This is a genomic window from Pseudomonas sp. TE6288 (assembly GCF_054062095.1).
In genome coordinates, this window is sequence record NZ_JBSSEW010000024.1 from 60,348 (window position 1) to 84,141 (window position 23,794).

The following is a 23,794-nucleotide window of genomic DNA, read 5'->3' on the forward strand; positions in this document are numbered from 1 at the left end:
GCATGAAGGACAAACCGGCCAGAGGATCGACACCGGTCCCCGCCACGAGCATGAACGTGCAGAACGCCATTACCGGCCTGCGCGGTCGCGACCTGTTCTCGACCCTGCGCCAGGTCGGCCGGATCGGCCTGCGCAATCCGCTGCACACCGCGCATCACCTGCTGAGCCTGGGCGGCCAGCTGGGGCGCGTGCTTATCGGCGACAGCCCCTACCAGCCCCACCCGCGTGACGCACGCTTCAGCGACCCGACCTGGAGCCAGAACCCGTTCTACCGCCGCGGCCTGCAGGCCTACCTTGCCTGGCAGAAGCAGACGCGCCTGTGGATCGAGGAAAGCAGCCTGGCCGACGACGACCGCGCCCGGGCGCAGTTCCTGTTCAACCTGGTCAGCGACGCCTTCGCCCCCAGCAACTCGCTGCTCAATCCGCTGGCGGTCAAGGAGCTGTTCAACACCGGCGGCCTGAGCCTGCTGCGTGGCGTCAGCCATCTGCTCGACGACCTGCGCCACAACGACGGCTTGCCACGGCAGGTGGACGAACGGGCCTTCGAGGTTGGCGGCAACCTGGCAGCGACCCCGGGCGCCGTGGTGTTTCGCAACGAGCTGCTGGAGTTGATCCAGTACAAGCCCATGAGCGAGAAACAGTACTCCCGGCCGCTGCTGGTGATACCGCCGCAGATCAACAAGTTCTACATCTTCGACCTGAGCCCGACCAACAGCTTCGTCCAGTACATGCTCAAGCAGGGCCTGCAGGTGTTCATGGTCAGCTGGCGCAACCCCGACCCCCGTCACCGTGAGTGGGGCCTGTCCAGCTATGTGCAAGCCCTGGAGGAAGCGCTCAACGCCTGCCGCAGCATCAGCGGCAACCGCGACCCCAACCTCATGGGCGCCTGCGCCGGCGGCCTGACCATGGCCGCGCTGCAGGGCCACTTGCAAGCTAAGAAGCAGCTGCGCAAGGTGCGCAGCGCCACTTACCTGGTGAGCCTGCTCGACAGCCAGTTCGACAGCCCCGCCAGCCTGTTCGCCGACGAACAGACCATCGAGGCGGCCAAGCGCCGCTCCTATCAGCGCGGCGTACTGGACGGCGGCGAGGTGGCACGGATCTTCGCCTGGATGCGCCCCAACGACCTGATCTGGAACTATTGGGTCAACAACTACCTGATGGGCAAGACACCGCCGGCCTTCGACATCCTCTACTGGAACGCCGACAGCACGCGCCTGCCGGCCGCGCTGCACGGCGACCTGCTGGATTTCTTCAAGCTCAACCCGCTGACCTTCCCCGAAGGCCTGGAGGTGTGCGGCACACCGATCGACCTCACGCAGGTCGGGCTGGACAGCTTCACCGTGGCCGGCAGCAACGACCACATCACCCCCTGGGACGCGGTGTACCGTTCGGCCCTGCTGCTCGGCGGCGACCGGCGCTTCATTCTGGCCAACAGCGGTCATATCCAGAGCATCATCAACCCGCCCGGCAACCCAAAGTCCTACTACCTGGAAAACCCCAAGCTCTCCAGCGACCCGCGGGCCTGGTTCCACGACGCCCAACGCCGCGACGGCAGCTGGTGGCCCCTGTGGCTGGAATGGATACTGCAGCGCTCCGGCACGCTCAGGACGCCACGCGACGACCTGGGCAGCACCACTTATCCACCGCTGGGCCCCGCGCCCGGCAGCTACGTACTGGCACGCTGACCGGATGAAGACCCGCGACCGTATCCTCGAATGTGCCTTGCAGCTGTTCAATCGCCAGGGCGAACCGAACGTCTCGACCCTGGAGATCGCCAACGAACTGGGGATCAGCCCAGGCAACCTGTACTACCACTTCCACGGCAAGGAGCCGTTGGTGATCGGCCTGTTCGAACGTTTCGAAGAGCAATTGATGCCACTGCTCGACCCGCCGCTGGACGTACGCCTGAATGCCGAGGACTACTGGCTGTTCCTGCACCTGATCGTCGAACGCATGGCCCAGTACCGTTTCCTGTTCCAGGACCTGTCCAACCTCACCGGGCGCCTGCCCAAGCTGGCGCGGGGCATGCGCAGCCTGATCAACGCTCTCAAGCGCACCCTGGCCGCACTGCTGGCCAGCCTCAAGGCACAGGGCCAGGTGACCAGCGAGACCCAGGCACTGGGGCAGTTGGTGGAACAGATCACCCTGACCCTGATGTGCTCGCTTGATTATCAGCGCGTGCTTGGCCGCGAGGGCGATGTCGGCGTGGTGGTGTACCAGGTGATGATGCTGGTGGCGCCACATCTGCAGGCCCCGGCGCGTATGGCGGCGGAGCAGTTGGCAATGAGGTATCTGGAAGGCTGAAACGATCGCGGGGCAAGCCCGCTCCCCCGAGTCCTGTGCAGGTTTCGTGGGAGCGGGCTTGCCCCGCGAGCAGTACGACCCGATATCAGGCCTGGTTGGCCGCGTTCACCGGTGCCGACGGGGTGCTGCTGGCCGGAGCCGCGCTCGGTGCCGGGGCTGCGGTGGCAGCAGGCGCCGGTGCGACGGACTTGGCTGCGGCAGGCTTGGCCGGCGCCGCTTTCTTCACGGCAGGTTTCTTGGCTGCGGCCGGTTTGGCAGCGGGCTTGGCCGCTACAGGCTTGGCCGCAGCCTTGACCGCAGGCTTGGCCGCCGCGGTCTTCGCCGCAGGTTTTGCCGCAGCGGTCTTGGCCGCAGGCTTGGCGGCCGCCTTGGCCAATGGCTTGGCGGCCGTCTTGCTGGCGCTGGCCTTGGAGATCGGGGTGACCGAGGCACCGGTCAGTTTCTCGATCTGCTTGGTCAGCGAATCGACCTGCTGGTGCAGGGCCTTGATCTCATTGCGGCTGGGCACGCCCAGACGCGAGATGGCGCTGTTCAGACGCTTGTCGAAGGCTTCCTCCAGCTCGCTCCACTTGCCCAGCGCGCGATCCTTCACGCCCGACACTCGCGAGTTGGTCGACGACTTGGCGCTCTCGGCCACGTCTTCGGCGGTTTTCTTCGCCTGTTTCTCGGCCTTCTCGCCGTCCTTCACCAGCGAATCAAACAGCTTCGGACCGTCCTGGTCGACCTTGGAGTAGATACCCAGGCCAGCCAACCAGATCTTGCGGGAGTACTTCTCGATTCCGCCGATCCAGGAGCTGCCTTCTTTCTCGGTGTTCTTCTTGCCAGCCATCCTGCTCTCCTTATGGTTTGTGCGCGACGCGCTCGAGCAGCTCGTGCAGCTGTTCAAGCTTGATGGACAACGCCTCAACGTCATGTTTAGACGGAATGCCGAGGCGATTCAAGGCGCGCCCCACCCGTGCGTCGAAAGCTTTTTCGATCTTGTCCAGCTGGATCTCTACCTTGCCGCGTACGCGACTGACTTCTTCAGCGGCTTCGTCGATCTGGTGGTTGGCAGCATCAAGCTCTTTATCGATGCGCTTCTTGCCACGCTTCTCGACACCTTCGCCGGCCTTGACCAGCTCATGGAAGTAGTCGGAGCCTTCCTGGCCGACCCGCGCATAAGCGCCGATCCCAGCCAACCAGATCTTGCGCGCGTAGCCGCGCACTTCGCCCAGCGTACTCTGGGCGTCGTCCTTTTTCTTCACAGTCACTTTGGCCATGCTCTGTACCTCATGCTCATGAGTGGGAGAACCGCCCATGAAGTTTGGGCTTGAGCATAAGGTAGGGGCAGGATTTAGAATCTTCACCCTAAGATCGCCACACTGATGTATCTACCGCACTGGTTGCAGACCGGCACTCCAGAATTCGGCTCCCTTTTTCCGGAGCCTTCGCCATGCCCCAGCCACCGACCTCGCCAGCGACATCGTTCCGGCAACGGGTAGCGATGCAGTTCGCCCACCGCCCAAGCTTGCGCGAGGTCGTTGCCGCCGCGGGTTTCGACGCACTCGCCGCACGCTATCCGTGGATCCGCAAGAACCACCCAGAACTGCAATCGATAAAAAACCTCAGCATCCTGCCTGGCCAGGATGAAGAACCCGCGGCACAACCAGGCAACCTGGTCGACACCATGCTTGAGCATTTCCTCACGGGCCAGCCCATGGCACTCAAGCCCACGGACCAGTTCAGCCTGAACCCGCCGGCCATCTTTCGTCCTCAGAACGACGCGCCGACCATCGACATTCGCATGGCCGACCTGAACACGGATTACGACGATGTCCTTGCGATTCTCTGCGAGAGATTTCAACAGGCACAGGTCAGTTTCTGGAACAGCCGCGAGGGTGACTCGGATGTGACCCGTCTGCGCTGGATGCAGCAGGTGCTGAAGGCCGCACTGCTCGGCACGCTCGAGCGCCAAGGCCTGGACAGTGACCAGAAGGCCTTGCTGTACGCCATGCTCGCTCAATCGGATACGTCGGCCAACGTGCAGGGTGTGCAAGCCTCACTCGGCAACCCGGGCAGCACGGTTCATCTGGTACTGCCGGACCTGCTCATCACGGGCAAAAAAGAGGCGCGCGACCTGATCTTGTGGTGCAAGCCCTCTGGCACCGTACGTGGCTTCACCGAGCTCGCGGCCTTTGCAGTCGCCCTGCGCGACGAGCTCTCCGAGCGCCATGTGTTCGACACGATGTCCTGGGCCTGCACGGCCCTGGCCGAAGACCCGTTCGGCTATCAGGCCAGGCAACTGCTCAACGCCATGCTGCAACAGATTGACCGCGTGCAACTTGATGCAATCGAACAGACAAGCGATCTGGAAGAGGCCTACAGCCTGCTGAGCGATCCTTCATCGACATTCCCGGCCTCCTTCAAGCTCGAGCAATGGACACCCGCGATCCCCCTCCCTGACTGGCTGGAAAACGCCACGCTGACGGACCGATTCCAGTACCACATGGCGTTGCTGGATCTGTCGGCGCAGCAAATGCTGAAACAGGGTGAGTCATCCCTGGACGGAATCGAAGACTTGCAGCAGTACACGGTTCGCCGCCTACGCGAGCACATGCGCAATGACCACCCGGCCGAGCCGCCTTGCCACCCTGACCAGGTGCAGATCACCGTTTCGCAGGTGGTGCAGGTGTCCTCCGAGGGGCCGGCGAGGCTTGAGTACCTGAAAACCATGAGCCTGACCGAACTGGCCATTTCACGCCTGCCCTTGGGCAGCGGCCAGGTAGCTTCAGCCATCCAACTGGCCGATCAACAGGCGCTGAGCAGCTGGCTGGACCTTGACTACGTCGATGCACTGATCGCTGCCGTGGATGTTGGTGGCCAGTATCCGTCCTTTGTCCACGACCAGTTGCAAAAGGGCAACGACACCGACAAACACCGCCAGCTTTTCGCCGAAGAATGGCGTGCAGCCCTGCTGCTGAGCGCACTACAGGCCAAGATCGGTGGCCAGCTGAGCGAGCGAACCTGGCAGGTCGTTGCAGACTTTTGCCACCGTAAAGCCCACGCCAGCGCATCGCTGAGCCTGGCTCCGCTGTCATTCAACAGCGTCCCGGGTGGCCCGAAGGCCAACCGGGTGCATGGCATGTTCGTCATCCACGCCCCCGCCACAGAGGCCTGGATACTCTACCGGCCCTTGAACGCCGCGCAGGCTGTCAGGCAGTTCGAAAGCCAAGGGCACCTGATGGCAGCAATCCGGACTGAGCAGCGCCTGCAGCAGGACATCCTCGCCTGGCTGGATGACGAAGCCCGCCCCATTTATGCCGATGATGGCTTCACTCATCCGCACTTGCACAGTGGCCTGACTGAACTGGCGCACTTGCTGGGGCCCGGTTCCGAGCTGGCCGCCGAGGCGATCGAACGCCTGAGGGCACCGGCCACTTTGGCCTTCACTCCACCGACCGGCGACCTGGACAGGTCGATGTTTCAGGCCAGGGCCGACGTGCTTCTGTTACTGGCTTCACGCCAGAGCACCTCGAATGCCCAACAACGCTGGGCGATGGTCGTGCAATTCGCCTGGCTGGCATTCAACACGGTCACGCCGCTGCTGCGTGGGCCTGCAGGCTTGCTCGCCTGGCTGGTGACAGCCCTGCTCAGCATCAAGGATGACCTGACAGCCTTGACCCAAGGAAGCAGCGGAGAAAAGGTGCTCGCCACCGCTGACATACTGCTGAACCTGGCCATGCTGCTGGTCCACGGCTCCAGCCCAGCCGACGTCGAACCTGAGCTGGCGCTGCAGCCCAGGCCACGGCGTGGCTGCGGCGCGACCACAAAGCAGCAACCTGAGCAAAAAACCTGGCAAGCCCCCCTCGAGCAACCCAAGCCTGCAGCGCTCAACGTCAGACAATGGGGTCACGATCAGCGGCTCGGCAACTTGCCCCGCGAAGCCCGTGCCGCCCTTGTCACGCTACGCGCCCATGTCAGCCTGAACGAACACAGTGCGCTGGCCAGCAGCCGCATGCGCGGCCTGTACAAGGTGGACGACCGCTACTACGTAAAACTGCAGGATGTCGCCTATGAAGTTGAGGAGAGCTGGAGCGGCATGCGCATCATTGGCCCGGAGGTCAGCCAGAGCGAATGGTCGCAAACCTGGGGGGCGGAGCCTGACGGGTACTACATTGTCGGCCGCGAACGCAGCCGCGGTCCTTGGCTGGAGCGCTGGAATGGCGAATGGATGCTGAACCTGCACATGCCAGGCGGCATGCCAGACGACATGCCAAAAACGGCAAAGGCGTTGATCGATGAAAAAAAGCAGGCCTTCAAGGCAATGCAGGAACGCCGAATGGCGAATGACCAAAAACTCACCAGCACGGAAACGTTCGTCGAGCGCTATCTTGAGCGGGTGAAACCGTATGACGAAGCCCATTTGGCGTTCGAGCAGGCTCTGAACGATTACCCCGGCGTCGCCCCCGACGACCTGCCGGAAGACCTGCAGATACAGCGGCAGGCACTACGGACGCTGCGCAACGAGGCACGGGTGAACCTCGATGTACTGGCACGCACCTTCGAAAAACAGGCCGGGCTGATAAAGGACCAGGTGCAGCTGTACGCCAGTATGAGCGACCCCAAATACGCCAGGTTCGACCCCAAGGCCGCCGCATCCTTTGCCCGTGGCCAGTGGTCGGAACAGTTGCTGACCGCCGACCTGCAACATTTCCGCCGCCTGCTCGAAATGAATGACTACGACACACTCAAAGACCAGTCGCGTCGGCTCCAGCAACTGCCTTTCGGCCAGCAGCAGGCAGCGCTGTATCTGGAGTTCAGCAAGAACGTCGAGGCAACGCTGGGTACCCATAGACGCCTATTCAACGCCAGCCAACGGCTTGACCAGGACCTCAGCGAGGCTCTGGCAGATGGGCAGGTCCAGTTCTCGGGCAAACGCAAGATGCTCGATCGCATCATCACCAGCCGGCGATACTCCACACTGATCGTTCGAGCCCAGATCCTGAGCGACTTGTATCAGTTGGTGGTTAAGCGAGACCAGCTGACCGCGGAAAACTTCGAAACCATCCTGCTCTTGCAAAAGACCTTGCGCAGCAAACAGCTCCATGAAGCGCTGCTGAGCCACGACAGCCTGGCCGCTGCCCGCCTGGAGCCGCAAGCACAGAAGGAGCCGCTGGAGAGCGCGCTGCGCGAATACAAACTGTCACGGAGCAATGCCGAATATTTACTATCAGGGGATATTCCGGCGATGGACAGCAGCAGGCTCAATGAATACATCGCTGAGCTGAACGCACTGATAACGCTGGCCGAGAATGACCTTGCCCATGTTTCTGCCGCCGCGGATACGCAGGAGGCAGTGCTCGAACCGCCCCTGACGCACAAGGTGCGTCCAGTGAGACGCAAAGTGATCCGCACCACCCGCGGCACATCACTGGTCGTCGAACAGGCCGAGGAAGGCAGCGAAGCCGTGCAGGTCGATCCGCTGACAGGACAGACCATTGCGCGCTATCAGCCTGAAGGTGATTGCTGGAAAGCTGTAACGCAAAGCCCGCCGACACCCGACTACGCTCGCCTGCGCCGCACCGGCGCCGACCTTTTAGCTCAGCACAATGCCAGGGTCGCCCACGCCTCCCGCCATCTGAAGGGCCCTAACGACCTGGCAGACCAGCTTGATTTCTACATTCAGGACATGGCCAACACCGCAAAGGATTTGCGTAACGGCCCGGATCAAGGGCATTCACTCGCCACCAGGCTGGATCAGGCGATTGCCGAGGTACAGGCAGAAAAGAAACGGCTCTTGACCATCGCCTACCTTGGCACCCTGCAGCCGGATAGCAAAGCCCTGCGTTTCCTGATGGAGACGGGCGAAATCGAGATCAAGCTGACCCGAAGCCGCAAGAAGCTCAAGGCCAACGATTTTCTGGATGTGTATGACATTTATCGCCTGCAACCCAGGCAGAAGCTCTGGGAAGCGCATTTCCACTACACCACTGCCAATGTCGATGCCCGGCGCTTCGCCAAAGGCCATTTGAAGTTCCCGGACGCCATGAGTCGCGACGAGCGCCTGGAACGTGCATTGGCCCCGGCAGAGCGCAATGAGATCTATAGAGGTGATCTACGCCTGGAGCAGATCGACGACCTGATCCCGTTCCCCGACAACTGACAGCAGCGGGCGTCAGGCCAGCGCCTTGTCCAACGCCCGCTCGATCTCGCCCTTGATGGTGCCGCTCATCATCGACAGCATCATGCCCAGCTTGAGCTCGACGCGGATGGTGTCCTCACCGATATGCACACTGCCGTTGGCGCCGCTGCGTTTCACATCGACACGATCACCGTTCCAGCTGGCCTTGAGGTCGTACTCGCGGGTCAGCTTTTCCACCAGCGCCTGCGCCTTGGCGCGAGCGGCTTCACGGCCGAGGGTGTGTTTGCGTTCGACGCTGATCTGGGTCATGCGGGTGATCCTGGATATGAAGACATAATCGCCATTATGCCCGCCCCCTTTGCATGACACACCCCGCCAAGACAAATCCGCCCGTAGCCCCTAGAATGGCCGTAATTTTTTTCTGGTGAAGCGATATGACCGACCAGCGCAAAGGCGACCACGCCGAACCCACCACCCACTTCGGCTACCAGGACGTTCCCGAGAGCCAGAAGGCGAAGAAAGTCGCCGAGGTCTTCCACTCGGTGGCCGCCAAGTACGACCTGATGAACGACGTGCTCTCCGGCGGCATGCACCGTCTGTGGAAGCGCTTCACCATCGAGCTGTCCGGGGTGCGCAGCGGCAACCGGGTACTGGACATCGCCGGTGGCACCGGCGACCTGGCCGCCAAGTTCTCGCGCCTGGTCGGCCCGACCGGGCAGGTGGTGCTGGCCGATATCAACGAATCGATGCTCAAGGTCGGCCGCGACCGCCTGCTCGACCGCGGCGTGTCCGGCAATATCGAATTCGTCCAGGCCGATGCTGAAAAGCTGCCGTTCCCGGACAACCACTTCGACTGCGTGACCATCGCCTTCGGCCTGCGCAACGTGACGCACAAGGATGCGGCCATCCGCTCCATGCTGCGCGTGCTCAAGCCCGGTGGCCGCCTGTTGATCCTGGAGTTCTCCAAGCCGACCAACAAGCTGATGTCCAAGGCTTACGACGCTTACTCGTTCGCCTTCATGCCGCTGGCCGGCAAGCTCATCACCAACGACTCGGAAAGCTACCGCTACCTGGCCGAATCGATCCGCATGCACCCCGACCAGGAAACGCTCAAGAGCATGATGGTCGAGGCCGGCTTCGACCGCGTCACCTACCACAACATGACCAGCGGCATCGTCGCCGTGCACCGGGGGATCAAGCCCTGATGCTCCTGGCCGGCCTGCTCGCCAGCGTCGAGCACGGGCTCAACCGTGTCCTGCGCCTGGACAGCACCGCCCTCCCGCGCCTCGCGGCGCTGGAAGGCAAGGTAATCGAGATCGACTGCGTGCAGCCGGCCCTGAAGCTGTTCGTGCTGCCCGACGAGGAAGGCCTGATGCTTGCCGCCCATTGGGAAAGCGAGGTCGACTGCACCCTGCGCGCCCCCGCCGGGCGCCTGGCGCAGTTGGCGCTGGCCAAAGACAAGACCGCGGTACTGCACAGCCCCCAGGTCGAGCTGCATGGCGACAGCGCCGTGCTGCTCGACCTGTTCGGCATCCTGCAGGACCTGGAACTGGACTGGGAACACGAGTTGCAGCGTTGGCTGGGGCCGGTGCCCACCGCGCTGATCGCCGGCCACCTGCGCCTGCGCGCGCGCTGGACCCGCCAGGGCCTGGCCCGCTTCGGCGAGAATCTGTCCGAGTACCTGGCCGAGGAATCGCGTACCCTGGTCGGCAAACGCGAAGCCGAAGCGGCATTCAGCGAACTCGATACGCTGAAGGTCGATATCGAACGCCTCGAGGCACGCCTGCGCCGCCTCGCCCACACTCTTGATACCAGCGATAACGCATGAAGCTGCTCGCCGTCCGCCGTCTGTTGCGCATCCAGCGCGTCGTGATCCGCTACCGCCTCGATGACCTGCTGTTCGAACAACCCCTGCTGCCTTGGTGGCTGGCCAGCCTGCGCCTGCTGATGCCGTGGCGCTGGTTGCCGCGCAAGCCCCTGGAGCTGAGCCGCGGCGCACGCCTGCGCCTGGCGCTACAGGACCTGGGGCCGATCTTCATCAAGTTCGGCCAGTTGCTCTCCACCCGCCGCGACCTGCTGCCCACCGACATCGCCGACGAACTGATGCTGCTGCAGGACCGCGTGCCACCCTTCGACCCGCAGCACGCCGTGGCGCTGATCGAAGCACAGCTCGGTGCCAAGGTGGGCGAGGTGTTCAGCCGTTTCGACGTTGAGCCGCTGGCCTCGGCTTCGGTGGCCCAGGTACACGCCGCACGCCTGAAGAGCGGTGAGGAAGTGGTGGTCAAGGTGGTGCGCCCAGGCCTGAAACCGGTCATTGCCCAGGACCTGGCCTGGCTGTTCCTGATCGCCAAGGCTGCCGAGCGCGCCTCGGCCGATGCCCGTCGCCTGCACCCGGTGGAAATCGTCGGCGACTACGAAAAGACCATCTACGACGAACTCGACCTGCTGCGCGAGGCCGCCAATGCCAGCCAGCTGCGGCGCAACTTCGAAGGCTCCGAGCTGATGTACGTACCCCAGGTCTACTGGGACCTGTGCCGGCCCAAGGTGCTGGTGATGGAGCGCATCTATGGCGTGCCGGTCACCGACATGGCGACGCTCGCCGACCAGCGCACCGACATGAAGATGCTGGCCGAGCGCGGCGTCGAGGTGTTCTTCACCCAAGTGTTCCGCGACAGCTTCTTCCATGCCGACATGCACCCCGGCAACATCTTCGTCAGCACGGTCAAGCCGTGGAGCCCGCAATACATCGCCATCGACTGCGGTATCGTCGGCAGCCTCACTGCCGAGGACCAGGACTACCTGGCCCGCAACCTGATCGCCTTCTTCAAGCGCGACTACCGCCGCGTGGCCCAGCTGCATATCGATTCGGGCTGGGTACCGGCGCAGACCAAGGTCAACGAGTTCGAAGCGGCGATCCGCACCGTGTGCGAGCCGATCTTCGAAAAGCCGCTCAAGGACATCTCCTTCGGTCAGGTGCTGATGCGCCTGTTCCAGACGGCCCGACGCTTCAACATGGAGGTCCAGCCACAGCTGGTATTGCTGCAGAAGACCCTGCTCAATATCGAAGGCCTGGGCCGCCAGCTCTACCCCGACCTGGACCTGTGGAGCACCGCCAAGCCCTTCCTCGAACGCTGGATGCGCGAGCGCATGAGCCCGAAAGCGGTAATCGGCAACCTCTACAGCCAGGCCGAGCAACTGCCGCACCTGGCCGACATGACCCGCGACCTGCTCGAACGCCTGTCGCAACCGCACCTGCACGACCCGCAACTGCCCGAGCGCCGCCGCGCCGGCGACAACTGGGCGCTGCGCCTGCTCGGTGCCGGCCTGCTCGGTGGTGGCGCCACCCTGGCGGCCGGTGCGGTCAGCCTCAGCGCCCCGGCCGCCTGGCCCGCGTGGTTGATGCTGGCAGCGGGCCTGTACCTGATCGTGCGCCGATAGCCAGCCGCGTCGCTGGCTGGCACACTAGCGCACAGGGGCCCGGTACGGGAGCGGGCCCGGTTTGGAGTCGACGATGAAAGACTGGCTGGACGAGATCAAGTGGAACAGCGATGGCCTGGTACCGGCGATCGCCCAGGACCACAAGACCGGGCGCGTGCTGATGATGGCCTGGATGAACCGTGAATCCCTCGCCCTGACCGCCGCCGAGCATCGCGCCATCTATTGGTCGCGCTCGCGGGGCAAGCTGTGGCGCAAGGGCGAAGAGTCGGGCCATGTGCAGAAGCTGCACGAAATGCGCCTGGACTGCGACGCCGACGTGATCATCCTGATGGTCGAGCAACTGGGCCATATCGCCTGCCATACCGGCCGCGAAAGCTGCTTCTATCGCGTGTTCGAAGACGGCCAGTGGAAAATCGTCGATCCGGTCCTCAAGGATCCGGACGCCATCTATAGCGCAGGGCATTGACATGAGCGACACGCTAGACCGCCTCGCCGAGGTGCTGGAAGAACGCAAGCACGCGGCGCCCGACAGCAGCTACGTGGCCAGCCTGCATCACAAGGGCCTGAACAAGATCCTCGAGAAGCTCGGCGAAGAGTCCATCGAGACCATCATCGCTGCCAAGGATGCCGCCGTCAGCAAGGATTACAGCGATGTCATCTACGAGACCGCAGACCTGTGGTTTCATAGCCTGGTCATGCTCAGTGCGCTGGGCCAGCATCCACAGGCGGTGCTCGACGAACTGGAGCGCCGCTTCGGCCTTTCCGGCCATGACGAGAAGGCCGCCCGTCAGCCACAGGCCTGACCGCGCGTATTTGTAGGAACGGGCTCACCCCGCGATAGCGCCGGTTCCGGCTGACATACATTTTTCAGGAGTACGAAATGGGTATTTTTGACTGGAAACACTGGATCGTCCTGCTGGTCGTCGTGGTGCTGGTGTTCGGCACCAAGAAACTGAAGAACTTCGGCAGCGACCTGGGCGAATCGATCAAGGGCTTCCGCAAGGCCATGAATGAAGAAGAAGCCAAGCCGGCCGAGCAGGCCCCACCGCCGGCGCAGCCCGTTCCGCCTGTGCAGAACACCGCGCAGCAGGCCCAGGGCCACACCATCGAGGGCCAGGCCCAGCCGGTTCAAGAGCCGCAGCGGAAAGACTGACCCATGTTCGGTATCAGCTTCAGCGAGCTGCTGCTCGTCGGCCTGGTCGCCTTGCTGGTGCTCGGCCCTGAGCGCCTGCCGGGAGCCGCGCGCACTGCCGGGCTGTGGATCGGTCGCCTCAAGCGCAGCTTCAACGCGATCAAGATGGAAGTCGAGCGCGAGATCGGCGCCGATGACATCCGCCGCCAGCTGCACAACGAGCACATCCTGCAGATGGAGCAGGAGGCCAAGCGCATCCTCAACCCCCTGGCGCCACCCGTGCAGCCGCCGGCCAACGCTGAAACGCCTGCCGCACCTGCCACCGATGCCGCCCCCGCGCAGCCGGTCGCAGCACCACCCTCCGAACCGCCACAACCGCCGCGAGCCCCATGAGCGAGAATCCGGAAACCGACCAGCCGATGCCGCTGGTCTCGCACCTGACCGAGCTGCGCACCCGCCTGCTGCGCTGCGTCGCCGCCATTTTCCTGATCTTCGCCGGGCTGTTCTCCTTCGCCCAGCAGATCTACACCCTGGTCTCGGCGCCGCTGCGCGAGCACTTGCCGGCCAACGCGACGATGATCGCCACCGATGTGGCCTCGCCGTTCCTGACGCCGTTCAAGCTGACCATGATCGTCTCGCTGTTCCTGGCAATCCCGTTCATACTCCAACAGATCTGGGGTTTCATTGCCCCCGGCCTGTACCGCCATGAAAAGCGCATCGCCATCCCGCTGTTGGTGTCGAGCATCTTCCTGTTCTACGCCGGCATGGCCTTCGCCTATTTCCTGGTGTTCCCGCTGATCTTCGGCTTCTTCGCCAGCGCCACGCCCGAAGGCGTGTCGATGATGACCGACATTTCCAGCTATCTCGACTTCGTCATGACCCTGTTCTTCGCCTTCGGGGTCGCCTTCGAAATCCCCGTGGCGGTAGTGCTGCTGGTGTGGATTGGCGTGGTCGACGTGCAGTACCTGAAGAAGATCCGCCCGTACGTGATCATCGGCTGCTTCGTGGTCGGCATGATCCTCACCCCGCCGGACATCTTCTCCCAGACCCTGCTGGCCGTGCCGATGTGGATGCTGTTCGAGGTCGGCGTGCTGTGCGGCAGCCTGATCCGCAAGCGCAGCCACACGCACGAAGAAACCGGCAACGACCACAACGACCAGCCGCCTGCGACCCAACCGTGAACCTGTTGCTCCTTGAAGAGGCCGACTTCGTGTCGGCCGACCGCGTTGTCCTGGCTGATCGCCGCTTCACCCACATGCAGGAGATCCACCGCGTGACGGTGGGCGACAGCCTGCGGGTGGGCCGCGTCAACGGCCTGATGGGCAAGGCCGAGGTCGTACGCCTCGAACATCACGAAGCCGAACTGCAGGTGGCCTTCGACCAGCCACCACCGGCCAAGCTGCCGCTGACACTGGTGCTGGCCGTGCCGCGCCCGAAGATGCTGCGCCGGCTGTTCCAGACGGTCGCCACCCTGGGCGTGCCGCGGCTGATCCTGGTCAATAGCTACAAGGTTGAGAAGAGTTTCTGGCAGACCCCGTACCTCTCCCCCGAAAGTATCCGCGAAAACCTGATTCTGGGCCTTGAGCAGGCCCGTGACACAGTGCTGCCTGACGTGATCATCGAAAAGCGCTTCAAGCCCTTCGTCGAGGATCGTTTGCCGGTCATCGCCCAAGGCAGCCTGGGCCTTGTCGCCCATCCCGGCCGCTACCCAGCCTGCCCACGAGCGGTCGATGGCCCGGTCACCCTGGCCATTGGCCCGGAGGGCGGCTGGATCCCCTACGAGGTCGAGTTGCTGGGCAAGGCCGGACTGGCCCCCGTACAACTGGGAGAACGCATTCTGCGGGTAGAAACGGCGGTGACCGCACTGCTCTCGCGAATTTTCTGACAGCCAGTTCAGATCTATCCCATCAAGTTTCCCTGGTGCAAGCCGATGGCCTGTGCAACAAAATAACAATTTGCACTACCAATCGCCGGGGAGTCGATATGTACCGATGGTTTGCCCAATCACTGGGGAATGTGAGCGTCAAACGTAAGCTTGGGATCGGTTTCGGCCTGGTGTTGTTGCTCACCCTCGCCATCACTTTCACGGGCTGGATCGGCCTCGACAGCGTGACCGACCGCGGCGATAAGCTCGGCAACATTTCAGTGATCCACCAGTACACCCAGGACCTGCGTATCGCTCGCCAACACTACGAGCGCAACCGCGACCAGGCCAGCGTGGCGGAGCTGGAGAAGGCCCTGGCCAACCTAGAGCGCCAGGTCCAGCTCATGCTCGAACAGATTGAACTGCCAGCTGATCGACAGCGCCTGGAGCAGCAGCGCGACGCAGTACGCCAATACCAGCAAACCTTCAACGATCTCAAGCAAGCCGACCAGCAGCGCAGCGCCAGTCGCCAGGTGCTGGGCGACAACGCCGACAAGGCTAGCGAACTGATCGGCAAGGTCCAGCAGGGGCTGCTGCAGGGCGGCGATATCCACCAGTACCAGGAAGCGGTTGAAGTCAGCGGCCAATTGCAACAGGCACGCTTCCAGGTCCGCGGCTATACCTACAGTAGCCGTGCCGAATTCCAGCAGACCGCGCTGGCCGCCATCGACCAGGCCTTGCCGGTACTCAGGGCCCTGCCAGCCAAGGTTCCCGCCGAGCATGCCGCCAGCCTCGAAGCCGCCACCAGTGCGCTGGCTGCCTACCGCGACGCGGTAATCCAGGTAGGCAACGCCCAGACTGCCGGCGAACAGGCCCTCACCCAGATGGCAGCCCTAGGTACCGTATTGCTCGATACCAGCCTGCAGATGACCGAATCGCAAACCCAGGTCCGCGACCAGGGCACCCGTCAGGCCAAGAGCCTGCTCGCCGGTGCTACCGTCCTGGCCCTGCTGCTGGGAATACTGGCCGCCGTCGCCATTACCCGGCAGATCACCGTGCCGCTGCGCCAGACCCTGGCGGCCGCCGAACGCGTGGCTGGTGGCGATCTGCGCCAGGACCTCAAGACCAACCGCCGCGACGAGCTGGGCCAATTACAGGCCAACATGCAACGCATGACCCAGAGCCTGCGCGAACTGATCGGCGGCATCGGCGACGGCGTGACGCAGATCGCCAGTGCTGCCGAGGAACTGTCGGCGGTCACCGAGCAGACCAGCGCCGGAGTCAACAACCAGAAAGTCGAGACCGACCAGGTCGCCACCGCCATGAACGAGATGGCCGCCACCGTCCAGGAAGTGGCGCGCAACGCCGAACAAGCCTCGGAGGCCGCGCTGATGGCCGACCAGCAGGCCCGCGAGGGCGACAAGGTGGTCGGCGAAACCATTGCCCAGATCGAGCGTCTGGCCAACGAAGTGGTGAACTCCAGCGAAGCGATGAATCAGCTCAAGGCCGAGAGCGACAAGATCGGCAGCGTGCTCGACGTGATCAAGTCAGTGGCCCAGCAGACCAACCTGCTGGCACTCAATGCCGCCATCGAAGCCGCCCGCGCCGGCGAAGCCGGACGTGGTTTCGCCGTTGTCGCCGACGAGGTGCGCAGCCTGGCGCTGCGCACCCAACAGTCGACCGAGGAGATTGAGGAACTGATCGCCAGCCTGCAGCACGGCACAGAGCGAGTGGCCAACGTGATGGACAGCAGCCGTGCGCTGACCGACAGCAGTGTCGAGCTGACCCGTCGTGCAGGTGGCTCACTAGACACCATCACCCGCACCGTGTCGTCGATCCAGGCGATGAACCAGCAGATCGCCACCGCCGCCGAGCAGCAAAGCGCAGTGGCTGAGGAGATCAACCGTAGCGTGATGAACGTACGCGACATTTCCGACCAGACCTCGGCCGCCAGCGAGGAGACGGCCAGCTCCTGCGTCGAACTGGCGCGCCTGGGCACGCATCTGCAGCAATTGGTGGGACGGTTCAAGCTCTAACGCGCAAGAGCAGCGGTAATCCCTCAAACCGCAAGGAATTTTCCTACACGATTTACAGGCCACGTCCCACGCACTCTGCGTCGATGATCAACAGACCATGCCGGCAATTTGCCGCCATGGTCTTTGTTCATCTGCACGGAGACCTGCCATGTTCGGCTACCTAGACCGCATGCTCGGAAACCTCAAGGTCGGGCGCAAACTCGCCCTTGGGTTCGCCGTGGTACTGCTGCTCACATTGGCCACCACCATCAGCGGCTGGCGTGCCCTCGACGGCGCCATCACTCGCTCGGAACAACTCAGCGAAATAGGGGCGATCAACGACCTGACCAAGGACCTTCGCGCCGAACGCATCACCTACCGGGTCCTCAATGACGACACCAGCAAGACCCGTATCGGTCGAATACTCGACCAGTTGCAGAGCCGTCTGAACCTGCTGTTGCAACGCAGCAGGGTGGACGAGTCGCGCCAGGTGCTGGAGCAGAAATTGCAGCTGCTCCAGCGTCTGCAAGAAGACTTCGGTACCTTACAGCGCACCGTCGACAGTCGCGAAGGGCTGCGCACCGCCATGCGCGAACAGGCGGCCACGCTGGAGAAAGTTATCGACGAACTGCAGACCCAGGCACTGCTGAAAATGCCCGGCGACGGCCAGCAAGGCAATGTGATCGGTCTGATGGATACGCTCAGCCGCCACATCGAGTCCGCCAACCAGCAGAGCCAGGTACCGGCCTACTTCGGCTCCGGGGATGACTTCGCCAAGGTGGGCGACACGGCACTGGACTCTGCGGATACCAGTATGGGACAGCTGTTGCGCTCGATCGCGCCGCTGGATCTGCCACGCGCGCTGATGGAGCGGCCCGAGGGCGAGCTTGGTCGCTACCGGGAAAGCCTGCTGCGCTATCGGAAGGTAGCACTGGAGGTCGAGCAACTGCAGGACAACATGGAGAAGATGGGCGAGGAACTGCGCACCGCCAGCCTTGAACTGGGCGCCCGCAAGATCGAACAGCGCGACAGCGAGGCAGTGGCCGCCCGCTCGCTGCTCACCAGCGTTGCCGTGCTGGCACTACTGGTCGGTCTGCTTGCCGGCTGGTTGATCACCCGACAGATCACCACACCCCTGCAGCAGGTACTGACGCAGGCCACGCGCATCGCCCGTGGCGACCTCAGCCAGATTGACTCGGTCGCACGGCGTGACGAAATGGGCGAACTGCAGAACAGCATGCGCGAGATGACCCTGAGCCTGCGCGAGCTGCTTGGAGGCATCAACGAAGGCGTCGGGCAGCTGTCGAAGTCTGCGGCGCAACTAGCCACCTCGAGCATCGATACCCGTGAACGCATCAGCCAGCAGCGCGAGGAGACCGACCAGGTGGCCACCGCAATGAACCAGATGAGTGCCACGGTACAAGAGGTGGCGCAGAACGCCGAACAGGCTTCGGTGGCGGCGACCACTGCAGACAACCAGGCACAGCTGGGCGACCAGGTAGTGGCCGAAGCCATCGCCCGTATCGAACAATTGGCCGGCCAGATGGATCACTGCCTTGAAGCGATGGGCCACTTATCTGGCGAAAGCCAGCGTATCGGTTCGATTCTCGATGTGATCAAGTCGGTTTCCGAGCAGACCAACCTGCTGGCGCTCAATGCGGCCATCGAGGCGGCGCGGGCGGGTGAGGCGGGTCGTGGTTTCGCCGTGGTGGCCGACGAAGTGCGCGGTCTGGCCCAGCGTACCCAGCAGTCAACCGAGGAAATCGAGCAGCTGATCGATAGCCTGCACCGGGGGACCGACGAAGTCACCGGCCTGCTGGACAACAGCAAGCGCCTGACGGAGCAAAGCGTCGAACTCAGCCGCAAGGCGGGCGACGCGCTCGGCCAGATCACCCAGACGGTATCGACCATCCAAGGCATGAACCAGCAGATCGCCACCGCCAGCGAGCAACAGAGCGTGGTGGCCGAGCAGATCAATCGCAGCGTGATCAATGTACGTGATGTGTCGGACCAGACCAGTGCGGCCAGTGAGCAGACCGCTGCTTCAAGCGGGGAACTGGAGCACTTGGGGCAGCAGTTGAGGGGCATGGTGGGGCGGTTCAGCCTTTAGGCCTTCCGGCCGTGCGTTCAAATCTCCAGCCCCGGGCCTAGGCTTTGGCTTTGCTTTGGCGATCAGAAGGTTCCCCCAAAGCCCACTAGCGACAGCTGCGCCAGCCCAGGCGCCGCCCGTAACTTCGCGACTTCAGGAGGCCGAACGGAGGTCTTGCGGAGGGAGGTGACGGGCATGGATGCCCGTCAAGCGCTGCGCCCCAGGATGGGGCGTTCAGCGCGGTCCTCCCGGGAGCAAGGCCGGAGTGAGGGAACCCGGAGCGAAGCGGAGGGCCGGATGAATGGAGCAGCATTTTTTGGTTCCTTTTTGATGCTTCAAAAAGGGACCCGCCGTAAGGGCGGAAAGGTGACTATGCGTCGACATCGCAAATGAATGCACTTACAACTATAAAAACCGGTGCCGATTGACTTTTACTTTTACTTTTACTTTTACTTTTACTTTTACTTTTACTTTTACTTTCAGAGCGTATGTTTTCAAAGTTGTATGCGCATTCATTTGCGATATCGACGCACACTCACCTTTTCGCCTTTACGGCGACCTTCTTTTGCACGCGGGCAAAAGAAGGCAAAAACCGCTCGCTCCATTCATCCGGCCCCTACGCTTCGCTCCGGGGTCCCCTCACTCCGGGCTCGCTCCGGGAGGACGCGCCGACGGGCCATCCATGGCCTGATCGGCGCTTGACGGGCATCCATGCCCGTCACCTCCCTGCGCAAGCCCTCCGTTCGGCCTCCTGAAGTCGCAATTGGTGGCGCCTGAACTATCGCGCGCTTAGAAGCAAGATCAAGAGCAGATATGTTGGTTTTGTTAGGGCATGTTATGCACAGCGACAAGCATGAATGGAAAGTCGCCTGCCCGGGACTCAGCGCGGGCTCGCTCGACCTGTCATTTTTGCTAGTTTACCGACCTCCGGGGCCTGGACGATACTCCGTGAAGGATTCTCCTTTCATGACCGGAGTTTGGCAGGTGACTAAAAAACACGCGCCCTATACAAAGGACTCCATTTTCGCGTTGGGTAGTCCACCGCATACTCGACGATATGCCCTGGCCCAATCCAAACTTCTGGCGACCGACTTATCCAAATCCATACTGCTGACCGCCCAAGGCGCAGTCCAGCAAAACAACGCCTATTCACCCTATGGTGAACTGCGACCCGGTTGCGCGCGGAACCTGTTGGCTTATAACGGCGAATACATGGAGCAGGCAGGCCTTTATCTGCTGGGACATGGCAACCGTGTTTACAGTCCCAGGCTCATGCGTTTTTTGTCTCCGGATCGGATCGGAGTGTTTTTACAACAAAACTACAATGCCTATGCCTATTGCAACGGCGACCCGGTCAACTATAGCGATCCATCTGGAAACCTTCGGTCCCTTAAGCAACTCGCTCTAGATACAATCCTCACTTCACATGCAGACAGCTCTATAGCTGTCGCAGAGATAGCAAAAAAGAGACTTGACGCTAGAACCACCGAAATCGGCAAACTCTCTAGGAAATTAACATCCATTGAAGACTCAAAAAAGGAACTCGCAGACATACTGTCGATATCGATACAACACCAAACTAAAAAAATAACTAGCCAAACAGCAGGGAAATCACTACAACAACTACTACCCTTTACGGGCATGAACGGGGATGCGCATAGAAAAATTCTCAGCCTCAGCCCAGAAGATATAAACAAACATATCGAAACCATCAAAAATAAAATTTTAGAAGCTAAAAAAATACGCCAAGAAATAGCTGACCTCCAACCCTTGCTGGAGATTGAGGCAATTGTATATCTCGATGCTGTGCGCACCGCGCAAGAGGCTGTGAACGCTATTGATCGTCAGTACTGGAAATCAGGATATGAAAACTACCGCATACGGGAGTAGCCTTGGTTAAAGCTTCACAGGGTTCGTGGGAGCGGTGTTGCACCGCCCCCACACCGTTGCTGCCAGGCGGCCATTACCGGGCATGAGCAGCTGCTCCCCCTACAGCACCTGGCGCAAGAACGCCTGGGCCCGTGGGTCCTTCGGCGCATCGAAGAACGCCTTTGGCGGCGAATCTTCCAATAGCTTGCCGTGATCGAAGAACAGCACACGGTCAGCCACTTCCCGGGCAAAGCCCATCTCGTGAGTCACACAGACCATGGTCATGCCTTCCTGGGCCAGGGTCTTCATCACATCGAGCACTTCACCGACCATTTCCGGGTCGAGCGCCGAGGTCGGCTCATCGAACAACATCACCTTCGGGTCCATCGCCAGGGCGCGGGCGATGGCTACCCGCTGCTGCTGGCCACCGGAAAGGCGCGACGGGTACTCGTTGGCTTTCTGGGCGATACCGACCTTTTCCAGCAACGCCCGGGCCTTGGCTTCCCGATCGGCCTTGTTGCGCTTGCGCACCACCTTCTGCGCCAGGCACAGGTTCTCCAGCACGGTCATGTGCGGGAACAGGTTGAAGTGCTGGAACACCATGCCGACTTCACGGCGGTAGGCGTTGATGTCGGTTTTCGGGTCGTCCAGTTGCACGCCGTTGATGGACACATGGCCCTGGTCGAAATGCTCCAGGCCGTTCAGGCAACGCAGGAAAGTGGACTTGCCCGAGCCGGACGGGCCCAGCACTACCACCACCTCGCCCCTGGCGACCTGGGTGGTGACGTTGTCCACCGCACGCACCACCTGGCCGCGGGTGTCGAAGACTTTCAGCAGGTCACGGACTTCAATCACTTTGCGCAAGCCTCCGCTCGAGCCGGCTGGCGATGTGCGACAGCGGCAGGTTGATCAGCAGGTACAGGCCCGCCACGCAGAACCAGATCTCGAAGGTCGAGAACGAGGTGGTGATGGCCTCGCGGCCGCTCTTGGTCAGTTCGGTGATGGCGATCACCGACACCAGCGAGGTGTCCTTGACCAGGCTGATGAACTGCCCGGCCAGCGGTGGCAGCACGCGCTTGAAGGCCTGGGGCAGGATCACATGGCGCATGGACTGCGCACCGTTCAGGCCCAGCGAGCGCGCCGCCTCGTTCTGGCCCTTGGCGATCGACTGCACGCCGGCGCGGACGATCTCGGCCACGTAGGCGCCGGTGAACAGGGCCAGCGCCGCCACCCCGGCAAACTCGCGGGACAGGTTGAGCACGGTGCCGATGAAGAAGTAGAAGATGAAGATCTGCACCAGCAGCGGCGTGCCGCGCACCAGTTCGACATAGACCGTGGACAGGTCACGCAGGGTGGGGTTGCTCGACAACCGGCAAAGCCCGGCGAACAGGCCGATCACCAGGCCCAGGGCGCCGGATATGACCGAGATCCACAGCGTGGTCCAAAGGCCCCAGGCCAGGGGGCCGGCGGCCCAGTGGCGGGTGACGCCGATGGCATCGCCCTCGGCTACGTCGTCGCCACGGGTCAGCAGAATGCTGTCCTTGGCCACTTCGACGACCTGGGTGTCGCCGCTCTCATCCTTCAGGGTGACCCGGGCGTTGTCGCCGGACACCACGATTTCCTCGACCGTGCCAGGGTTGGCGGCACGCTGGGTTTCCTCGGCCTTGTAGGCGAAGTATTGCGGAACACGGTTCCAGCGCCACTCGTAGGAAATCATCGAGGTGGCCAGGTACAGACTGATCGCCAGGCCCACCAGGACCAGCGCGGTCAGCCCGTGCCAGGGCCACTGTGCTTTCTTGTGTTTGATCACGTGGGGTACTTCCGTAAATGCGAACGCGCAGGGTTTACCTGCGCGTCGAGGTCAGCGCTTGGGTTTGTGGCCCAGGCCTTATTCCATTTCCTTCAGCCAGTCCTTGCTCTTGAACCACTTGTCGTGGATACGATCGTAGGTCCCGTCATGCTTGATCTGGTGCAGGAAGTTGTTGATGTAGTTGATGCTGTCGTAATCGCCCTTCTTCAGGCCGAAGGCCAGTGGCTCGTAGGTGAAGGGCTCTTCCAGGAACACCAGTTTGCCGGCGCCAGCCTTCTCCACCGCCACCACGTTGTAGGGCGAGTCGTAGACGAAGGCGTCGGCCTTGCCATTGACCACGTCCATCACCCCTTCCTGCTCGTTGTCGTAGCCGTGGTACTTGGCCTTGCCGATCAGCTTCTTCGCGACCATCTCGCCGGTGGTGCCAAGCTTGGAGGTGAGGCGATATTTCTCGTTGTTCAGGTCTTTGTACGACTTGATCTCGCCCGCCAGCTCCTTGCGGATCAGCAGGGTCTGGCCGACGACGATGAAGGGCTCGCTGAAGTTCAGGCGCAGGTTGCGCTCCTGAGTCAGGGTCATGCCGCTGCCGATGAAGTCGAACTTGTCGGTCATCAGCGCCGGGATGATGCCGTCGTAGGCGGTGGAGACCATCTCCAGCTTGACGCCCATGGACTTGGCCATGGCCTTGAGGATGTCGACTTCGAAGCCGATGATCTCGCCACGTTTGTTGGTCATTTCGAACGGCATGTAGGTCGGGTCCATGCCCACACGCAGGGTGCCGCGCTTGACCGCGTCATCGATGGCGCCGGCCTGGGCGGTGGCTACCGCGATCAGGGCGGTCGCACCTACCAGCAGTCGCGACAGGTATTTCTTCATCATCACCAAGTCCCCTAGCAAGAAGTACGCAGATTTTTCTTGTAAGCACGGTCCTATAGACCGATGCGTAATGTCGGGACGGATGCTAACGCATGCGAAGGCCGGGACCTAGAGCCGGTGGGGACTTTGTTGGCCAAAAATCGATGAGGGAAAAACAATCGCGGGGCAAGTCGGGCCGCCCCCACCCCCCCCCCCCCCCCCCCGGGTTATGCGGGGGGGGGCCGCCGCGGGCGCCCGCCCTGGGCCCCGCCGTTAGGGGCGGGGGGGGGACCGCCC

Annotated in this window: 21 protein-coding genes and 1 pseudogene; 16 read left to right on the forward strand and 6 right to left on the reverse strand. The window is 62.4% G+C overall.

What is annotated here, in order from left to right; translation table 11 throughout:
- Nucleotides 1-2 precede the first annotated feature (2 nt).
- Complete coding sequence (phaC, locus tag ACVWY1_RS22375) at nucleotides 3-1,685, forward strand: class II poly(R)-hydroxyalkanoic acid synthase (RefSeq protein WP_102682240.1); 1,683 nt, start codon at nucleotides 3-5, stop codon at nucleotides 1,683-1,685.
- Nucleotides 1,686-1,689: 4 nt separating this feature from the next.
- Nucleotides 1,690-2,304, forward strand: a complete 615-nt coding sequence (locus tag ACVWY1_RS22380; protein ID WP_277502208.1) for a TetR/AcrR family transcriptional regulator — start codon at nucleotides 1,690-1,692, stop codon at nucleotides 2,302-2,304.
- Between the two features lie 85 nt (nucleotides 2,305-2,389).
- Here ACVWY1_RS22380 and ACVWY1_RS22385 read toward each other — a convergent pair whose 3' ends face one another.
- Entirely contained in the window at nucleotides 2,390-3,133 is a 744-nt protein-coding gene (locus tag ACVWY1_RS22385) for a phasin family protein (RefSeq protein WP_277502209.1), read from the reverse strand.
- A 10-nt stretch (nucleotides 3,134-3,143) separates the two neighbouring features.
- Nucleotides 3,144-3,563 (reverse strand): phasin family protein, encoded by a 420-nt coding sequence (locus ACVWY1_RS22390; protein ID WP_139674012.1) that lies wholly within the window; start codon nucleotides 3,561-3,563, stop codon nucleotides 3,144-3,146.
- A 173-nt stretch (nucleotides 3,564-3,736) separates the two neighbouring features.
- Between ACVWY1_RS22390 and ACVWY1_RS22395 the strand changes: the two genes are divergently transcribed.
- Nucleotides 3,737-8,446: a hypothetical protein gene (locus tag ACVWY1_RS22395; protein ID WP_457378775.1), complete on the forward strand. Its 4,710-nt coding sequence runs from the start codon at nucleotides 3,737-3,739 to the stop codon at nucleotides 8,444-8,446.
- A gap of 12 nt (nucleotides 8,447-8,458) precedes the next feature.
- Here the strand turns inward: ACVWY1_RS22395 and ACVWY1_RS22400 are convergent, their stop codons facing one another.
- Nucleotides 8,459-8,734, reverse strand: a complete 276-nt coding sequence (locus tag ACVWY1_RS22400) for a polyhydroxyalkanoic acid system family protein (protein ID WP_277502211.1) — start codon at nucleotides 8,732-8,734, stop codon at nucleotides 8,459-8,461.
- A 125-nt stretch (nucleotides 8,735-8,859) separates the two neighbouring features.
- Between ACVWY1_RS22400 and ubiE the strand changes: the two genes are divergently transcribed.
- From ubiE to ACVWY1_RS22465, 13 genes and pseudogenes are all read left to right on the forward strand, one after another.
- Nucleotides 8,860-9,630, forward strand: coding sequence for a bifunctional demethylmenaquinone methyltransferase/2-methoxy-6-polyprenyl-1,4-benzoquinol methylase UbiE (gene ubiE / locus ACVWY1_RS22405; protein ID WP_023632556.1), 771 nt, complete (start codon nucleotides 8,860-8,862; stop codon nucleotides 9,628-9,630).
- Nucleotides 9,630-10,253 carry a ubiquinone biosynthesis accessory factor UbiJ gene (locus tag ACVWY1_RS22410; protein WP_110702134.1) on the forward strand — a complete coding sequence of 208 codons (624 nt, stop codon included), beginning with the start codon at nucleotides 9,630-9,632 and terminating at the stop codon, nucleotides 10,251-10,253. Before ubiE ends, ACVWY1_RS22410 begins: the two co-directional genes overlap by 1 nt.
- Nucleotides 10,250-11,863: a ubiquinone biosynthesis regulatory protein kinase UbiB gene (gene ubiB / locus ACVWY1_RS22415; RefSeq protein WP_102682247.1), complete on the forward strand. Its 1,614-nt coding sequence runs from the start codon at nucleotides 10,250-10,252 to the stop codon at nucleotides 11,861-11,863. Before ACVWY1_RS22410 ends, ubiB begins: the two co-directional genes overlap by 4 nt.
- 73 nt (nucleotides 11,864-11,936) lie before the next feature.
- Nucleotides 11,937-12,329 (forward strand): phosphoribosyl-AMP cyclohydrolase, encoded by a 393-nt coding sequence (gene hisI / locus ACVWY1_RS22420; protein WP_023632585.1) that lies wholly within the window; start codon nucleotides 11,937-11,939, stop codon nucleotides 12,327-12,329.
- A gap of 1 nt (nucleotide 12,330) precedes the next feature.
- The gene (locus ACVWY1_RS22425; protein ID WP_023632586.1) at nucleotides 12,331-12,666 is read left to right on the forward strand and encodes a phosphoribosyl-ATP diphosphatase; all 336 of its coding nucleotides are present in this window, start codon (nucleotides 12,331-12,333) and stop codon (nucleotides 12,664-12,666) included.
- Nucleotides 12,667-12,743: 77 nt separating this feature from the next.
- Nucleotides 12,744-13,016 (forward strand): twin-arginine translocase TatA/TatE family subunit, encoded by a 273-nt coding sequence (locus ACVWY1_RS22430; RefSeq protein ID WP_102682249.1) that lies wholly within the window; start codon nucleotides 12,744-12,746, stop codon nucleotides 13,014-13,016.
- Nucleotides 13,017-13,019: 3 nt separating this feature from the next.
- Nucleotides 13,020-13,388 (forward strand): Sec-independent protein translocase protein TatB, encoded by a 369-nt coding sequence (gene tatB, locus ACVWY1_RS22435; RefSeq protein WP_277502213.1) that lies wholly within the window; start codon nucleotides 13,020-13,022, stop codon nucleotides 13,386-13,388.
- Nucleotides 13,385-14,176 (forward strand): twin-arginine translocase subunit TatC, encoded by a 792-nt coding sequence (gene tatC, locus ACVWY1_RS22440; RefSeq protein ID WP_139674032.1) that lies wholly within the window; start codon nucleotides 13,385-13,387, stop codon nucleotides 14,174-14,176. The genes tatB and tatC overlap by 4 nt, the downstream gene beginning before the upstream one ends.
- Complete coding sequence (locus ACVWY1_RS22445; RefSeq protein WP_457378776.1) at nucleotides 14,173-14,880, forward strand: 16S rRNA (uracil(1498)-N(3))-methyltransferase; 708 nt, start codon at nucleotides 14,173-14,175, stop codon at nucleotides 14,878-14,880. The genes tatC and ACVWY1_RS22445 overlap by 4 nt, the downstream gene beginning before the upstream one ends.
- A gap of 98 nt (nucleotides 14,881-14,978) precedes the next feature.
- On the forward strand, nucleotides 14,979-16,895 hold the full coding sequence (locus ACVWY1_RS22450) for a HAMP domain-containing methyl-accepting chemotaxis protein (RefSeq protein ID WP_277505507.1): 1,917 nt from the start codon (nucleotides 14,979-14,981) through the stop codon (nucleotides 16,893-16,895).
- Between the two features lie 169 nt (nucleotides 16,896-17,064).
- Nucleotides 17,065-18,129 (forward strand): annotated as a pseudogene (locus ACVWY1_RS22455) (methyl-accepting chemotaxis protein); the annotation flags it as partial.
- Entirely contained in the window at nucleotides 18,121-18,984 is an 864-nt protein-coding gene (locus tag ACVWY1_RS22460) for a methyl-accepting chemotaxis protein (RefSeq protein ID WP_431197014.1), read from the forward strand. The pseudogene ACVWY1_RS22455 and the gene ACVWY1_RS22460, both read left to right, overlap by 9 nt.
- A gap of 945 nt (nucleotides 18,985-19,929) precedes the next feature.
- Nucleotides 19,930-20,853: an RHS repeat-associated core domain-containing protein gene (locus ACVWY1_RS22465; protein ID WP_457378777.1), complete on the forward strand. Its 924-nt coding sequence runs from the start codon at nucleotides 19,930-19,932 to the stop codon at nucleotides 20,851-20,853.
- A gap of 99 nt (nucleotides 20,854-20,952) precedes the next feature.
- Here ACVWY1_RS22465 and ACVWY1_RS22470 read toward each other — a convergent pair whose 3' ends face one another.
- The 3 genes from ACVWY1_RS22470 to ACVWY1_RS22480 form a co-directional block, all read right to left on the reverse strand.
- Nucleotides 20,953-21,687, reverse strand: coding sequence for an amino acid ABC transporter ATP-binding protein (locus ACVWY1_RS22470; RefSeq protein WP_457378780.1), 735 nt, complete (start codon nucleotides 21,685-21,687; stop codon nucleotides 20,953-20,955).
- A complete protein-coding gene (locus tag ACVWY1_RS22475) occupies nucleotides 21,680-22,642 on the reverse strand; it encodes an amino acid ABC transporter permease (protein ID WP_457378778.1) in 963 nt (320 codons plus the stop codon). The genes ACVWY1_RS22470 and ACVWY1_RS22475 overlap by 8 nt, the downstream gene beginning before the upstream one ends.
- Before the next feature lie 78 nt (nucleotides 22,643-22,720).
- On the reverse strand, nucleotides 22,721-23,518 hold the full coding sequence (locus ACVWY1_RS22480; RefSeq protein ID WP_173862488.1) for a transporter substrate-binding domain-containing protein: 798 nt from the start codon (nucleotides 23,516-23,518) through the stop codon (nucleotides 22,721-22,723).
- Nucleotides 23,519-23,794 lie beyond the last annotated feature (276 nt).